Source organism: Pseudomonas sp. UBA2684 (genome assembly GCA_002354655.1).
Taxonomy (GTDB): domain Bacteria; phylum Pseudomonadota; class Gammaproteobacteria; order Pseudomonadales; family Pseudomonadaceae; genus Aquipseudomonas.
On record DELY01000010.1, the window covers coordinates 1 to 16,209 of the forward strand.

The 16,209-nt window shown below is 61.2% G+C and carries 13 protein-coding genes; 1 reads left to right on the forward strand and 12 read right to left on the reverse strand.

From position 1 onward, the window contains the following. Window positions 1-63 precede the first annotated feature (63 nt). On the forward strand, window positions 64-1,113 hold the full coding sequence (locus tag B3M58_RS04965; protein ID WP_296217461.1) for a hypothetical protein: 1,050 nt from the start codon (window positions 64-66) through the stop codon (window positions 1,111-1,113). A 112-nt stretch (window positions 1,114-1,225) separates the two neighbouring features. Here B3M58_RS04965 and B3M58_RS04970 read toward each other — a convergent pair whose 3' ends face one another. The 12 genes from B3M58_RS04970 to B3M58_RS05030 form a co-directional block, all read right to left on the reverse strand. Beyond that, on the reverse strand, window positions 1,226-2,083 hold the full coding sequence (locus B3M58_RS04970; RefSeq protein ID WP_296217462.1) for a hypothetical protein: 858 nt from the start codon (window positions 2,081-2,083) through the stop codon (window positions 1,226-1,228). 683 nt (window positions 2,084-2,766) lie between these two features. Continuing rightward, window positions 2,767-3,603: a TIGR04255 family protein gene (locus B3M58_RS04980; RefSeq protein ID WP_296217463.1), complete on the reverse strand. Its 837-nt coding sequence runs from the start codon at window positions 3,601-3,603 to the stop codon at window positions 2,767-2,769. A 657-nt stretch (window positions 3,604-4,260) separates the two neighbouring features. Further along, window positions 4,261-5,343, reverse strand: coding sequence for an acyltransferase family protein (locus B3M58_RS04985; RefSeq protein ID WP_296217464.1), 1,083 nt, complete (start codon window positions 5,341-5,343; stop codon window positions 4,261-4,263). An 18-nt stretch (window positions 5,344-5,361) separates the two neighbouring features. Then, window positions 5,362-5,673 (reverse strand): hypothetical protein, encoded by a 312-nt coding sequence (locus tag B3M58_RS04990; RefSeq protein ID WP_296217465.1) that lies wholly within the window; start codon window positions 5,671-5,673, stop codon window positions 5,362-5,364. Window positions 5,674-5,713: 40 nt separating this feature from the next. Then, a complete protein-coding gene (gene murJ, locus B3M58_RS04995; RefSeq protein WP_296217466.1) occupies window positions 5,714-7,153 on the reverse strand; it encodes a murein biosynthesis integral membrane protein MurJ in 1,440 nt (479 codons plus the stop codon). Between the two features lie 9 nt (window positions 7,154-7,162). Next, complete coding sequence (locus B3M58_RS05000) at window positions 7,163-7,981, reverse strand: acyltransferase (protein ID WP_296217467.1); 819 nt, start codon at window positions 7,979-7,981, stop codon at window positions 7,163-7,165. Then, the gene (locus tag B3M58_RS05005; protein ID WP_296217468.1) at window positions 7,978-9,375 is read right to left on the reverse strand and encodes an O-antigen ligase family protein; all 1,398 of its coding nucleotides are present in this window, start codon (window positions 9,373-9,375) and stop codon (window positions 7,978-7,980) included. Before B3M58_RS05005 ends, B3M58_RS05000 begins: the two co-directional genes overlap by 4 nt. Then, window positions 9,372-10,481, reverse strand: a complete 1,110-nt coding sequence (locus tag B3M58_RS05010; RefSeq protein WP_296217608.1) for a glycosyltransferase family 4 protein — start codon at window positions 10,479-10,481, stop codon at window positions 9,372-9,374. Before B3M58_RS05010 ends, B3M58_RS05005 begins: the two co-directional genes overlap by 4 nt. After that, a complete protein-coding gene (locus B3M58_RS05015) occupies window positions 10,478-11,689 on the reverse strand; it encodes a glycosyltransferase family 4 protein (protein WP_296217469.1) in 1,212 nt (403 codons plus the stop codon). Before B3M58_RS05015 ends, B3M58_RS05010 begins: the two co-directional genes overlap by 4 nt. A gap of 4 nt (window positions 11,690-11,693) precedes the next feature. Further along, a complete protein-coding gene (locus B3M58_RS05020; RefSeq protein WP_296217470.1) occupies window positions 11,694-13,031 on the reverse strand; it encodes a beta-galactosidase in 1,338 nt (445 codons plus the stop codon). Beyond that, the gene (locus B3M58_RS05025) at window positions 13,021-14,211 is read right to left on the reverse strand and encodes a glycosyltransferase (protein ID WP_296217471.1); all 1,191 of its coding nucleotides are present in this window, start codon (window positions 14,209-14,211) and stop codon (window positions 13,021-13,023) included. The genes B3M58_RS05020 and B3M58_RS05025 overlap by 11 nt, the downstream gene beginning before the upstream one ends. Further along, entirely contained in the window at window positions 14,211-16,202 is a 1,992-nt protein-coding gene (locus tag B3M58_RS05030; RefSeq protein WP_296217472.1) for a GumC family protein, read from the reverse strand. Before B3M58_RS05030 ends, B3M58_RS05025 begins: the two co-directional genes overlap by 1 nt. Window positions 16,203-16,209: the final 7 nt, after the last annotated feature.

The window sequence follows — 16,209 nt, forward strand, 5'->3', positions numbered from 1 at the left end:
TCCGGAATCAGTAGACCACTACAATTCTCGGCTCAGTAGATAAAACCACTTCAAGGAATTTTTTTGAATCCCCAATTGCATGCATATCCCTACCGTGACCGCTATTTGTCAACAGATAGCGGTGTTGCTCTTATCTGGCCCTTTGCAAACGTTATGCGGGGCGAGGGGCCCTATGAGCTTTTTCTGGACACCAACGCTTTGACTAAGACGCAGTGGGTAGGCCAGTTGCCCCCTCAGGTTCGAGAGCGCGCGATTCTCAACCCGTGGCCTGCGCTAATGGAGCAATGGCTATCTAACCCTATGTTCCGGAAGGAGCCCTCCTCTCGCATAGATGAGATGACTGCTCGATTGGCTAAGACAGGCATTCGGTTTCGGGAAGGATTCGCTGAGGAGCAGACCAGGCTGCTGAAAAAAAACGAAGCCCAACTGCGGACTCAAGCTAGTTTGCTGTTTCCCTGTGTGGCCATCATGAAGTCGCTGATGCGAGAGAAGCTTCGGCCTGGCGATGCCCTTGAGCGCTTGAACTTCCTCATGAATGCCGAAGTTCCGAGGTTTTCAGGTTGCGTCATGCTTATGGCCCTGGCGCTGCTTCTCAAGGCGCGCCAACCACTGAAGCTTGAAGGCGATAACAAGCCTGCCTACTCCTTCTTAGAATCGTTCCTAGCATTTCAGCCTGAGAAAAAAGACGAGACGGATCGGATCTGCATCCGTTACTTGCGCAATCGGGCTGGTGACCTCTCACTGTGGTACGTCATGCCAGCATTGTTACAGCATGGGTATAGGTTTGTTGGCGAGCCTGTAGTGGTGACTGGGGACAAGGCGCTGCATCGAGTCATTCTCCGAGTAATTCCACCCGTTGCACATGAGAGTCGCGTTGCCGCATTCACAGCTCCCCCAGGTGAGATAGAAGATTTTGTGCGATCTGAAATCCTCCGGATTGCAACTGAGTGGAAACCTCCGCAGCCTCGCACATCCGATGAGCGATCAAGGCTAATGAAAAAGCTTTTTGAACTTGCTGCTGACTGCTGTGAGTTCGATGAGGAGAAAGAGGCACTGATGGTGGCTTGGAGCGAATGGTTTCTGCCAGGCGAGGGTCTGCCTATGAAGTTTTGATGAGTGCTGAACCATGCGCACAGCACGCTCACGGACTTCAGGGGAGTAGGTCGTAGTCTTTCTCATGGCCTCATCTTCTCAAGAGTTGAGGCCTCCACGAAACCCGGGCGATTCAATCTTCTGCGGGAGCCTCATCCCCTTCGCCAATGCTCAGCCAGTCGTGCTGGTTATAGCGAACGAAGTCCTCAGCATCGAGCATTGTGAAGTCTTGAAGGACCGTGACCTCCGCTCCTCCGAAGAATAAACCCTCGCTTACCGGCCTACTCACGCCAAGCATTTCAGTTAGCTCAGCATGCAGCTCTGTGGCGTGGCGGGCGCACTCTCGCTTCGTTAGGAAGCGAAAGAGAACCTCATATGGCTCTGTAGACTCCTGGATTTCCCACTTGGGGTTAAAGGAAACCCAAGCACTAGCGAGCATGTGGTTATTCCTTTTCAGGAATTCGTCCACAAGCATGGCGATACCTTGCATCCCATCACGACCGATCTCCGCCTTCAAACGTTCGACCAAGGCGTCCGGCATAGCGATTCGATTATAGGCATGCGATATCCAGAAGGAAAAAATTCGACGCTGATCGTCATTCAACGTGACCGTCACATTTCGATGCTGAGTCGGAAGAACTGCCCGGCTAGTCCACACCCGTCGATGGATCTTCAGCTCAAAGATTTGTTTTGCAGCAATTTCAAGCTGCAATGTTCGAGGGTTAAGAGCATTCAAATACGGTAGATATGGCTTTTTCTTGACCTTAATAGCCACCCACTCTACCAATGGTGCATCATCGAAACTTCGTGCATGCACGGTGCACGAATGAGACGCAAGCATCCAAAAGTCAGGGGCCTTTCCGTCAAGTTGGGATGCCAACACATCGTCAGGGATATGCGGCATCAAAGCTTCACCTGAAACGACATCTCCTTGCAGCCAACCAGCAGCGCTGATTGCTTTTACAACCTCATCTCCAGGTGTGTCAGCCATATATTAAACCGAATGAGAACCGCCCGATTTCTCCAACCTGGCTATGGTCTTTAGATCCCTCTCACGCAATTGCTGGGCTTTACCTATCAACTCAGCAACCACCCCATTAACTCCAGCGGCACCGTCTTGAGCCCATGCCTTATCAGAGAGAGTGTCCTGAATGAGGCGCCCATCTGAGGTAGGGTAGAACAGCACTCGTTGTAGATATGGTACGTCTTCCGACCTGACCTGCCGGAGAGCTTCCGTCAAAGCTCCAAGCCGCTCTGGATAACCAGTCGCAGTTTTTCCTGTTCGCCAATTGTAGACTGTCTGCCGAGACACATTGAAGATCTCGGCAATGGCGCTATCTGACAACTTGTATTCGCGACGAAGCTCTTCGATGAGATGCGGAGCCACCTCATCGGTAATGCCGGGGTGACTGGTATCAACCTCAGTCCACGCTCCCGTCGTCACGCTGTAAGGGCTTATACCTGCAGAGCTGATGAGCCGAGGTGAGACCTCACCTCCGCCGGCTGGGGTAGTTGCAGTCGCGACTGCCAGCATGACTGAAAAAGCCAACGCCATTGCAGGACTAACCGTGCTCGTAGCAACGCGAGGAGCGATTTCCGGACTCTCCCATCTCGGAGCAGATGAAGCAGTCGCCCCACCAACCTGGCCTACCCATTCCCCGGTAATTATGGCAGTCATCTTGACTTCCCCCAAACCTCAAAGGCGTGATCTTTAGCTACAGCCCTGAAAGCAAAATTAGCAGTCCCGTGCAGTTTATCGAGCCTGCCGCAGATTTCCTCAGTAACTAGCCTCTCAGTCATAGGCATCGGCCAATAAGCGTCGGTATCTAGAAGCGCACCATTTTCACTAACAGGCACAAACACACTCTGTGATTGACCAAAAGGCTTTGAAGGCTGACGGGTCTGCTTAGCGATCTCGAAAACCATAGCTGGCTCTGCCAAATCATCCGGTATCCACATGCCAGTCTGACGCCAGCACCTGATATGCAGGAACTCAGAGTCTAGCTGATAGGTAGTAGTGGATACCCCCATTAGAGCCTTTACCTCCCTCTTTGCAAGCGCCTCGCAATTGAGGGGTAGCAGCGTATCTGGAAGATAATCTGCAAGAGTCTCCCCATCTAACGGTTCGATTCTGTCGACATAGCGCATCCCTATACCAGCGATGTCGAGGCCGCCAGAATGCTGTGTCAAGGCCGTCAAACACTCTCGAAAGAGTTCCAGATGACTGGCAAAATGCAAGTAGTTCGTGCTTTGCAGGATCAGGTGATCCACGCCCAGAACGCAAGCGTACTCAGCATTACGGTCTAAGAAGGCCCATGAATTCGGCTCTGATCCCTGCGCGATACCAGGCTGCATGCTTTTGACCATTTGGAAAAACCCAGGAAGGCGATCCCGAATGGCCTGATGAATGTCTGGGATGAGCTGAGGAAGCTTAAGAATGGGCGAAAATCTCACCACACTGAACGCAAAAATTAGTGGTGCCCCTGCTAGTACCCCTTCGCGCTCAGCCATGTTCAATTCCTCCACTTTCCCCAAACAGGGACAGGATTCTACATCATTTGACAAGTCCTTTGACAAGAACTGTATAGCATGGTCTTCCGCTTTGACAAGCGGTCGTCGAACGTCGATTGATGGCGCTCAGCTCGGCCTCGATGGCCGCGATTAGCGATGCCGAGCGCCTCGACCACATGGCGAAGCGCCGCACCGACGAGCACCTGAGCTACCGCTTCGCATTTGAAGGGCTTGAGAAGACTTCGGCCGGCTACGCCAGTAGTCGCCTTGGCATAAACCTCCCGCCTCAAAGAGCTGCTAGCTCAACCCTTCTGAAACTGCCGCTCAGGTTGGGGCAGTTCAGCCGAGTACCCTTTTGAGTACCTCTGACTAAATCGCAACTAATCGACACCTAGCATTCCAAGGCACATACTCATCTGGCTCGACTCCTGGTGCCGCACCATGTAAAACAAGGGTTACGTGAAAACGTAGCCCTTTTTTGTGCCTGAAATCCGGTCTGGGATGAGTTTGGGTACGACTTTGACACGCGCATCAAGCGAGACCTGCTTACCGCCCCGCCCCCAACTGAAGGGCAACAATATCCCGTACCGCAGCTTGGTTAAGCGTACTGTCGCACCAGCAGCCGACAGCGCAAACGCTAGCCCAACAGGCCTGAGACTACGCCTCGATATCCGGTTTCAAGCTCGACAGTGAGGCAACAGGCCGCTCTTTGGCCTGGACGTAATGACTGCTGCGCAACAGGAAACGCTTCTCCACCAGATGCCACATGAGCATGGCCGCCAGCAGGGTCAGGGCGACGCTGACCAGCAGCCCGAGCAATGGCGAGAACGCATACAGCCCCAGACTCACGAGTATCTGAATGATCGGGAAGTGGCAGATGTATGCGCCGTAGGAAAAGTCGCCGTACTTGCCGAAGTTGCCCAGATAACCGAACAGCGCGACGAATGCCACCAGCACGCCAAGCGCCAGCGGTTCGATCAGGCGCAGCGGCAGCCAGACGCTGGCAACGTAGAGCGACAGTGCCAGCGGCACCAGCCACTTTATCTGTCGCTCGAAATACGGCAGGTAGTAGTAGATCAGCCCGCCCGCGAGAAAGTAGCGCAACTGGCCCGGCAGTTGCTTTTCCAGGAAGCCAAACAGCTCGTTCTGGCTCTGCCCATAGAGGTGCCAGAATGCCAGCGAATACAGGCTGGACAGCGCGAACAGCCCAAGCAAGATAGGCAGCCGCCCGAAGCGCTGGGCCAACCAAACGATCAGCGGCACGCTGCAGTAGAACATCACTTCGATTTTGATCGTCCACAACGCCCCATTCACCGCGGGCAGCAGATTATCCTCGAACACCCCCGGTAGCGTCGGGGCGAAGAAGTTCAGGAACGACAGATTGGCCAGTAGGTACTTGAGCCAGGCCAGGGAGAAGTAGCGCTCGGCTGGTAGCTCGCTCATGGCGAAAAGGCCAAAGGCGCAGAGCAGGATGATGCTCAGATAGGCCGGATAGATACGTTTGGCCCGCTTGCTCGCGTAGCTGCGCAACGAACTCGAGCGCTCGTAGCTCATGAAGATGAGAAAGCCGCTAATCACGAAGAACGCGTCCACCGCCAGCTTGGAGGACAGAAACATCCCCATCGGTTTGAGCACGCTCTGCTGCGACAGCTCGGCCGCATGCACCAAGCAGACGATCAACGCCAGCGCCAGGCGGATCAGGTCGAAATTGTTATGGCGTAGACGCGAATTGCTGGGCATGCGCTCTATCTCAGGCCGTCAACGGCGCAGTTGGCTGGATGACGTCACATAGTTGGCGGCGCGGTCGTACATGATTTTCACATCGCAAACCGCCCCAGAGCCGAACGTCAGGGAGTTCTCCAGGCCGTAGGGCTCGAAGGTGACCAACGCGTCGTCGGCGTAGACATACTCCATGCAGTTGCGCGTGATGATGTGGATCAGTTCATCGGTGGTTTCGTAGTGATTCCGGTCGATCCGCTTGATGTTTACGGGAATCAGCTCCACCGCCTGGACCAGGGCCGGCAGCAGCAGTGAGCCGCAGAGCAGGGCATTGCGCACGATGCGTAGCATGGCGTATCTCTCGTCGTTGTGCGGCCGCCGGGCCGCAATCTCAGGCGTGTGCATCGGGTACTGCGGTGCCGGCTTCGCTGCGCCAGGGCTTCAGCCACCATGCCAGACCTACCAGCGCGACACCGCCGGCCAAGATGCTGGCGGATAACTGGATCCAGGTCGAGTGCAAGGGGTGCAGCACTAGGGCACCGACCCCCAGCACCGGAATCGCCAGCAGCCACTGGCGCATCCAGGGCACCTCGCCGAGCAGGTTCTGCCGGCGCATCAGCAGCAGGCTAGTCAGGGTCAGGCCGAGGGTCATGGCCATGGGGATACCATTCAGGCCGAAGAAGTAGGGCAGGATAGCGAGCGCCACGGCGTTGAGCGCGCCGCCGATCAGCTCGCACCTCAATGGCATGCGGGTATCGCCGTCGGCGTAGGCGAAGCGCGCCAACATGGAGTTCCAGGCGCCGAACAACAGCGGCACGGCGAACCAGGCGAGCAGTTCCGGCAAGGGGCTGCTCGCCGCCTGCCCAGGAAACATCAGGTGCACCAGCGCGGGTGTGGCGCCGACCAGGCCGAGCGCGGCGGGCAAGGTCAGCAGCGTAGCGAGGTTGAGGCCGCGCTTGAGCAGCTGCAGGCGCTCCCGACCATTGGTGCGACTCATCAGGCTAAGCAGGACCTGATTGAGGCTGAGCAGAGCGATCAGCGGCAAATTGACCAGCTTGCGGGCGAGGTTCGCCCAGGCCACCGCGCCTTCCCCCAGCAACGAGGCGACGATGCGCTCGAGCAGCGCCAGGCCCTGACTGGTGAGATTGCTAGCCAGCAATGGGCCGATGCCGGACAGCAGCTCGCGCCCGGCCCCCGCGGCGCCACGCAGCCGCCAGGGACGCCAGTGCAGACGCCAGAGCGCAGGCAGCAGCGCCAGTGGCATCAGCAGGCTGCCGATGACACAGCTCTGAGCGGTGACGGCGAGGCTGGCCTGCTGCCCCATGGCAGCCAGATAAAGCACCGGCGGCAAGTTGAACAGCAACGAGCCGAGCCCGGCGAGCACGAAGCGCTCGCGGGCCTGCAGCGGCACGCTGAGCAACGCGTGCAGGAGAAAGCCGGGTACGCACCAGGCCAGCGTTTGCAGGCTGGCGCTGGCCAGAGCATGTGCCTGGTCATTGAGACCGGGGCCGATCAGACGCACCCACAGCGGCGCGGCGAGCGCCAACAGCAGGCTGACGCCCAGACCGCAGAGGATGAAGCGCGAGCTCATGCCGTCGAGCCAGGCGATCTGCTCGGGCTCACTGCGGCGCAGGTACAAGGGCAGCGCCGCAGCGCTGATCAAGCCTGCCGCGAGCGCCATACGCAGTGCTTCGGGCAGGAACAGCGAGATGAGGAAGGCATCGCTCTGATTACTGGCACCCCAGGCGTGGATCAGCAGCCATTCCCTAGCAAAGCCGGCGATCAAGCCGGCGAGCGTGGCCACGGTCAACCAAAGGGTGCTTCCAAGCATGGCGATACCTCAGTGCAGGAGGTTGAAGAGACTTTTGCCGCCGACCTTGTAGGTCAAGCCCTGATTGCGTTTGCCCACAGCCCGCGCAGGGTTGCCGCCGACGATGGTGTAGGGGGCCACCGGACGGCTCACCACCGAACCACCGGCGACCACCGCGCCCTCGCCTACTTCGGCGTTGATCATGGCGCGGGTGGCAATCCAGGCGTAGTCGCCGATGCGGATCGGCGGGCTGCCCACCGCCCAGAACTCTGGGGCCTGTGTGTCATGGCCGCCGGCGATCAGCAGGCTGTGCGAGGCGATGGTGACGTGGTCGCCAATGATGATGCCGGCGCGGCCATCGAGCAGGCAGTCCCAGGCCACCACGCTATCGTCGCCGATGCGGATGCCGTCGATGCCGAGCACCTCGGTCTTGCGCCAGACGGTGGAGCCCTTGCCGATCTTCGCGCCGCCCAACCGCAGCCAGGCGAGACGGATGGTGTGACTGGGAATCTTGTTGATGACGATGTTGTACAGCTGCTCCCAGACACGCAAACAGCGGTCGCGCAGCGTTTCCAGGTTGAGTCCGTACATCGGCACCAGCGGTGCGGGATTCTCATCGCGCAGCAGGCAGAAGAAACGGCGTGCCAGCGGGTGCTCGATGGTCTTCTCGAGGTTGACGTAGCTGATCATGTACTGGGTCGCGGAATTGCGCGGATACTCGAAGCCGACTTCGTTCTCCAGCATCCAGGCCCAGGCCGCCTCCAACTCGTCGACACTGACTTGCAGGTGCGCCGCGTACTCGGGGAATTGATCCTTGAGATTGAAAGATTGGTGGACACGATGTTTCAAGGGCTGGCCCTCCGGGTTGGCATTGGGGAAATGATTTCGGGATGCAGGCGAACCTGCTGCAGCGTGAGCCCGATAAACAGCCAAAAGAAGGCGATCAGTACGTAGGTCAGGCTGAAGTAGTGGTCGAAGATGCCAGTCAGCAGGGCGCACAGCAGGCCGCTGCTACAGCCCAGCCACAGCGAATTCTCGCGGGTCACGCGCACCGCGCCGAGGTACGGGCGGGTTTCCCGCCACCAGAACCAAGTCACCGCGATGAACAGCAACATACCGGGGACGCCCAACTTGTAGATGAAGTTGAGCCACAGGTTGGAAATGCCCATCAGCCCACTGCCAGGTACTGGCGGGTCGACCTTGAAGCCAATGCCTAGCGGATAACGCGCCATCGCTTCCGGGAACATCGCGTATTCCTGCAGGCGAATGCCGGTGGAGGCATTGCTACTGAGGAACATGGTGGCCAGACGCTCCTGTAGCGGCGGGTAGACCAGCACCAACATACAGCCGAAGGCGATCCCGGCGATAAGGATGCGCGCGGTGTACGGCACACGGCGGCTGGCCATCCAGATCACCACCAACCCCAGGCTCAGCAGAGCCCCGCGAGAGCCGCTGAGCAGCAGGCCGGCGGAACCGAGCAGGGCGACGCTCAGGCCCAGCGCGCGCTTCCAGCCCGGCCGTGGCAGGGCGAAGAACAGCGCCACCGGGATGGTGATGGCCAGCGCTCCGCCGGTGGAGTTGGGATGCAGCCAGGGCGTGGACAGGCGTGTGGTGCCGGCGGTGAACATGTCCTCCAGGTAGGCCTGGTGCGGGTACTTCAGCGCCGTGAGGATGGGCGTGAGCGCATTGGCATCACGGCTCTTGGCAAATACCCCGAGCGAGAGCAGCAGCATCGCCAGGGTGCCGAGCAGCATGGCCACGGTGAGCTTTTCCGCCGTGTTGTCGTCCTGAATCAGGCGGATGACCAAGAACATGGCCGACAGGTTGAGCATCCAGCGAATCCAGTTGGTCGGCCCTCCGCCCTCGGCCTGAATGACAAACTGGCCGACCACGAAGGGAATCGCGCTCCACATTAGTAGCCAACCCAACGCACGTTCGGTGCCGCTGCGCGGGTACAGGCGCGGCTGCTTACTGAGAAAGCCCTGCCAGAGAACGCCGACCCAGGTCAGCGCCAGCAGCGCCTCGCTGGCGGTGGTGCGTACACCCACCTCGAGGGTCGAATAGGGCAGGAAGGCCGCAACAAAGGCAAAGATCAGCAAGCCGATCAGCGGGGTGCGCATCACGGTCAGCGCGAACGCGGACCCGGCGATGAGGATCATCAGCTTGGGCAGGGACAGCACCCACAGCAGCGCGCCAAAGAACAGGCCACAGAAAATAGCGATGCCGACACCAATGGGCATCATGGGACGAGCTCCTCGATCAAATCGTTCAGGCGCGCGACGAACCGCGCCATGTTGTAGCGTTCGGCCCAGGCCAGCAGCGGGGCCGGGTCGCCCTTGCCCTCGCGCGCCAGCTCCAGCATCAGTTGGGTCAGGGCCTGTTGGTCGTGGGGCGGGAAGCGCGGCATCTCTGGCGGGGCCACTTCGTCCAGCGACGAGCCGCGCGCCACTGCCACTGGCGTACCGGCCTGCAGGGCCTCGATGACCGGCAGACCGAAACCTTCTGCATAAGACGGCTGCCACAGGCGCTCGGCGCGGCGGTACAAGGCGAACAAGTTGGCGTTGTCGAGCCTCTGCAACGCATGCACCCCGGCCTGGTTGGTCAGCTCGCCGGGCAGGTGCGCAACATCGCCGACCAGCAGCAGATCCGGCACCTGTGCCGAACGCTGGCGCGCGGTGCGCCAGGCACGCAGTAACTGGGCGATGTTCTTGCGCGGCTCACGGGTGCCAACCACCAGCCAGTAGCGCTCGGGCAGCTCGGGCAGCGACTCGGCCTCGCCTTGCAGCTCATATCCGAGCACCATCGGCGGCAGCACTCGCACCTTGCCTGCGAACTGCGGGAATAAGCGCCGCGCTTCGCCCGCGGTGAACTGCGAAGGCACCCAAACTTGATCGGCGCGCCACAGCGAATAATGTATCGATAGCCGATCAGTGCAGCGGTAAGCCGCCTGCCGCAGGCGGGAACCGTGCTGGTTGCGCTCGGTGAGCTGGAACAGGTCGTGCAACTGCAGAATGAAACGGCTGCGGCCGCCGCGACGGCACACCGGCAGGCCCATATTGAAGTTGCAGATGTGCAGATCGATCGATTGCCGACGCAGGTAGCCAGGCAGAAAACCGGCCTCGAACTGCAACCGTTGCCTGAGCCGATGCATGCCTTTGAGGCCCTCGATGCTCCACGGCGGGCAGTCGGCCTGCTGGCGTAGCGGGTGGCCCTGCGGCGCGGTGGTGACCAGACGCAGCTCGCTCACCCGCGAACATTGGCGCAGGCCCAGGGCCAGGGCGATGTTTTGCCGGCCAATGCCGCTGTCGGGCTCGCTGGCCGCGGGACGGTAGTCGAGGCTGACCTTCAGCATGCGGCCACCCGCGCAGGAGCCGGCAACTGCGCGTACAGGGATTCCAGCGCGTGTGCGGCCACCGACCAATCATGTCGAGCACGCACATAGCCGCGGCCGGCATCGCCCAGGCGCTGCGCCAGAGCGGGATCGTCCAGCAACTGGGCGATCGCGGCGATACAGTCTTCGGCGCTCTCCGCGCACAGGTAATGCTCGCCGGAGTTCACCTCCAGGCCCGAGGCGCCCTGCCCGCTGGTGACTATCGGCAGTCCCGCGGCCATCGCCTCCAGCACCTTGAGCTTGGAACCGCCGCCCTGACGCAGCGGCGCGAAGAAGATCGAGGTCTGCCGCTGCCGCTCGCGCAGATCGCCGACGAAACCGTGCCATTCGATCCGGCTATCGCTCCAGCGCTCGCGCCAGGCCTGCGGCAGGGCATAACCGCAGATGCTCATGCGCACATCGGGGAAGCGCTGCCACAAGCCTGGCAATACATGCTCCAGTGCCCATTCCACAGCATCCACGTTCGGCGCGTATTCGAAATTGCCGATGAACAGCAATCGCCGCGCCTGCGGCTGGTGGCGTACCGAGGCGTAGTAAGCGCAATCAACGCCGTTGACGACCACGGCGGTCGGCCTGCCGCCGATGCGTGCCAGCACCTGGGCGTCCGCGTCGGTCACGGCGATCACCTGCTCGGCCTGGCGCATGACTCGACGCTCCCAGCGGCGGTAGCGCCACTGGTCATAGCGGGCGAAGGGCAGCATCCAACCCGGCAGACGATCATAGGTGGCAGCGCCGAGCATGGACTCGACGTTGTGCTCGGTGAGCACGAACGGCACGCCTCGCCGAGCCAGCGCCGCCTCGTAGGGCTGGAAGGTATAACTGTGCTCGATCTGGATCACATCCCAGGGCTCATCCAGCAATGCCTCGATCTGACTTTCCAGCCGCGGAGCCAGGCCATTGATACTGGCCAGCAACGGATAAGGCGCGAACAGCGCCGCAGCCAGGGTCAGTGGGCTGCGCAGCGGGCGACGCGGCAGGATGATCAGGCGCTCAAGGAGCGGTTCGAGGTGGTCGCGCACGTCATCGTCGACCGCCATTTTCGAGTGTGCCAACAGGGTAATGCGATGCCCGGCGCGCGCCAGGCTAGCCAGCAGTTGGTACTGGCGGGTCTTGCCGCCGCTGGTGGTCGGCCAGGGGGCGTAGGGCAGAATCCAGAGAATACGCACGCGTTTACCACACCAGCAGTTGCAGACTGGTCTTGAGCGGTACGGTCAAACCCACAGCTTCGCTGCCGAGGATGCGCACCTCGCCGGTCAGCGGGTCGTGTAGCTCCGCATTCGACACCCCCGGCATGTTCACGCTCTTGCCGCTGGCACTCCAAAACATCCACAGGTTCTTACCGTCGGCACGGGTCCAGGCAATGCTATAGAGGTCGTTCGGGCCATCCTGCACATCCGGCACGTCGGCAGGCTCAATCCGTGGCCCGGTCACGGCGAAGAAGTTCTTCAGCGCGGCAAATACCGGTTTGGGATTGCCATCCAGGTCAATCAGCCCGTATTTCTGGTCACGCGGGCCGACCAGGGTCGGAAGATCGCTGAGGTTGAACAGGAAGGTGCGATCGAAATCCATCGCACTCATCAGCGCCAGGCGCCGCAAGGTGTAATCGGCCTGGCCGTCGATGCCGATGATCGCCTGCATCTCCTTGGGCCCGTCGTAGCTCGACCAGCCCCACTCGGTGGCCCAGATCTGCTTGATGCTGTGCATGCGCAGGGCGTGGTTGACGAACTTCACGCGGGCAAGAAAATCGCGGGCGGCAACGTCGTCGCCTTCGGGCTCCTCGGTATAGGGGTGGTAGGCGACGATCAGGTCGCGCTTGGCCAAGCCCTCGTCGAGCAGCAGTTTGAGCATCAGCTCGTTGTTGGTGTAGGGCATCTGGCTGAAATAAGCCATGCCCGCGGTGAGCACGGGCATGTCGGGGTAGCGCGCCTTGATCGCCTCGGTGCTGGCGAACAGCAGGCGGGCATAGGCCTTCGCGTCCTCTTTCGGCCGCCAGTAGGGATAGATGTTCGGCTCGTTCCAGATCTGCCAGGCGCGAAAATCCGGATAGCGCTCAATGAACGCCAGCAAGCTGTCGACGTACAGCTGCGGATCCTTGGGCGGGTACTGATCGGGGTGCTCGTCACCGGGCGGCGCCGACGTGGCGAAAGGCGCCGAGCCCGCGAGAAAACCCACCGGTTTGAGGCCGTGGCGCTTCATCGACGCGGAAGCCCCGTCGAAGGCGGCGAGGTTGAACTGCCCCTTCTGCGGTTCCAGGATTGCCCAGTGCATGGCGATGCGAACCCATTCCAACCCCAGGTCGTTGATCGCCTGCATCTGCTTTTCCTGCACCTGCGGGCTGAAGAAGTGGAACTGCGCATTGACCCCGAGGTAGTCCTTCCAGACCACGCTGCGCGGAGCACGTAGTTCGGTGACTTCCGCTTCGGCACTGCGGCTGGCCAGCAACAACGCGCTGCCGATCAGCAGCAACACGAGCAACGCTGGCAGCCATACGATGGGTTTACGCCACATATTGAGAACCTCCACGTAGGGTGGTGAACAGTTGCAGAAAGCGTGCCGCGGTGACCGGCCACTGCCGGTCCTGACCGATGCGCTGGGCGTTGTCGGCCCAGGTCTGGGCCACCTGCGGGCGCTCGCACAACTCACGCAGGCGCTGCGTCAGTGCGGCGATATCGCCTTGCGGGAAAATCGCACCGTTGCCGGCGGCCACCTCCTCGGCGAAAGCACGTGCATCCGAGGTGATCGCGCCGCGCCCGCAGGCGGCGGCCCAGGACAGCGCGCCGCTGGTGCCACGCAGGGCGCCGAGCAGGGCGAGTTTCTTCGACTCGCGATACGGCAGCAGCATTGCGTGGTGCGCCTGAATCAGGCTGGGTATCTGCTCGGCCGGCACGTCCAGCGCCCAGTCGACAAATTCGTCCAGGCCCAGCTCGGCGATCCGTGCGCGCAATTCGTCGAGGTAGCTGCCACCGGGGGCGAAAGCCATCTCCGGGGCGCTGCCGCCGGCCAGGGTCAGACGCCAGGCGCCGGTCAGGGCAGGCGCATCGCGCAGCATGCCAGCAAGTGCGTCGAGCAAGTCCTCAATCCCCTTGCCACGGTAAATGAAACCGAAATACAGCAGTTTGAGCGGTTGCAGCGGTGGCAGAGGCGCAACCGGGATGATCGGGTTGCCATGGGCGATTACCCGTACCTTGTCGGCGCCCAGCTTCATACGTCGGCGCAGATGGACGCCGCCGGTTTCAGTCAGGGTCACCAGCGCATCCAGCTGCGCCGCCAGGCAGCGCTCCTCGCGCAGGCACAGCGGATCGGCCAACACCGTAGCGACCTGGGGCAGCGGCGCCGGCAGATGCTCGGCCCACGACAGTGGCCAGGGCAGGCGAGCGCGGCGCCAGACCAAACGCTCGGGGTCGTGCACCGTGGCGCTCAGCGGCAGGCGCGGAAAACGCCGGCGCAGTTCGCTCAGAGCGGCGAACTCGGCCAGGCGACCACCGCCGAGTTCGCCATGTGCCAGGTCGACAGCCGACCAGTCGAAGCTGGCGATTCGCGCCAAGGCCTTGGCCGGATCGTTGCCGACCCCGGCCAGCGGTGTTTCCACCTGGATGCCGAGGCCTTGCAGCGCCGTGCAGAAGTTCGCCGCATAGTCGGCGATACCGGTCTGCTCGGGCGGCATCGGCGCCAGCAAGGCAATGCGCATCAGGAAAGCGCCCGCAGGCGCGCCATCAGGTTGAGCACCGCGTGCGGCACCTCGAAACGGCGACGGTTGACGATGATACCGTCGACCTTCTTGAACGCCGTGGTGAGGATGTTAAGCGCGCTCGACACCACCGGAATAGTGCTCTGCCGCGCCTCGATCACCATCACGATCATGTCCGCGTGGCGCAGGGTGACGAACGCATCCTGGTTGCTAAGCAGCGAGCTCGCGGCGAGCAGCGCTACTTCGCCCGGCTTGGTCGGCTCGGTACTATCCAGACGCGCGTGATGACCACGCTCGCCAAGCAGCTTGGCCAGATGCTGAATGACGAAGCCCACGCCCTCGCCCCGACCCGCCGAGGTAAAGGCCAGGATCAGGCCCTTCTGCTCGATCTGCTCCAGCGGCAACTGCGCATAAAGTCGATAGATACTGGCGATGAATGCACTGTTCGGCGCCTGCCGATCGTCCAGTTCCTGCAAGGTCGTCCATAGCGGCACGCCGAAGCGACTTTCGATATGCCCGCCATCGTGGATGCGCTGATCCAACAGGTAGCAGATGTACAGCACCAGCAGGCCGACCATCAGCGCCGCCGGGATCGACAGCGCAAGCATCAGCAGGCTCTTGGGGAAAACCCGCGACGGGTTGAGCGTGGCTTCCTCGATGATGGCGATATTGCTGATGCTGCTGTTGTCCAGCTCGCGATCGATGCGCGCCTTTTCCAAGCTATCGGCATAGAGCGCGTAGTTCTTTTCCTCGACGCTGAGGGCACGCTGCAGCTGGGCCAGGACTGGCTCGGCGGCCATGGACTGGTCACGCTCCGCTTCCAGACTGGCCAACTGCATGTCCTGGCGGCTCAGCTGGGCCTTGAGGCGAGCGACGTCCGACTGCTGGTCGAAACGGTTGCTCTGCAGGCGTTCGGCCACCGGATTGGGCGCGCGGTTCTCCGAACTCTGGATAACCGCCGCCTCGCTGGCGACACGCTCCTCAAGGTAAGCGATGCTCTGGTCGATGGTCTTGATCGGCGGCGCCTGCTCGGTGAAGGTGCGCAGCAGATCCTGGCGCTCGGCCCGCTTGTTGTTGAGCAGTTGCAGAATATGCTGGTGCTCGGGGTTCAGCGACAGCTCGCGCACCGTGCGGACCTCGCCCGGTAGGCTCCTGATCTGCTGATCGAGGGTGTTCAGACTGCCCTCGGTGGCCGCGATCAGACGCGTCGAGTTGAAGCGGTCGGTGCGCAGCTGGTTGATGCGTTCGGAGAGATCCTGCAGACGCTCGGTGATCTCGATGGCGTCGATGCTCTTGAGCTTCACAAGTATCTGCTGCTTGAGCCGGTCGATATTGCTTTCGCTGGTCCGCAGCTGAGTGTCGTAAAAGTCGTACAGACTCTTACGCCCAAGCACGCGGGTGCGCTCCTGCAAGTAGATGTCGACCCAGATCTTGACGATGGTCTGCGCGACTGCGGGGTCGTCCCAGGTGAAGCTGATTTCCATCACCGACGAGCCAGGCGCGTGGCTGACGCTGAATTCCTTCTCCAACTTCTTGGCTAGCCGCTCCACCGGGGTCTGTTCCTCGATTAGCCCGAGCAATGCCAAGATGTCGCGCAACAGGTCGATGGCCGCCCCACCGGCGACGCGCAGGCCGTGCTTGACGGTGGCGAAGAAACCCTGCGGGCCAGGTGCATTGGCCGCCAGTTCATAGTAGCGCTCCGCGACCTGGCGAATGATCGGCCGCCCGGTCAGCAGGCGCTCCTCGTCGACAATCGGGTCACGCTGGGTGGCGGGCACCACCAAAGCGGTACGGTCGGTCATCTCGATCGGCAGGGTATTGCTGTCACGGCCCGGCTTGACCAGCAAGCGTGAGTTGGACTCGTAGGAGGTCGGTAGGAAGAAGGCCCCGAGCAGGATCATCAGCAGGGTCACGCAGACGGCGACCAGGAACTCGCGCTTGAAGATGAAGAACAAGCGCAGCACGTCGCGGAAAGTACGAATCTCAATCATGGAACAC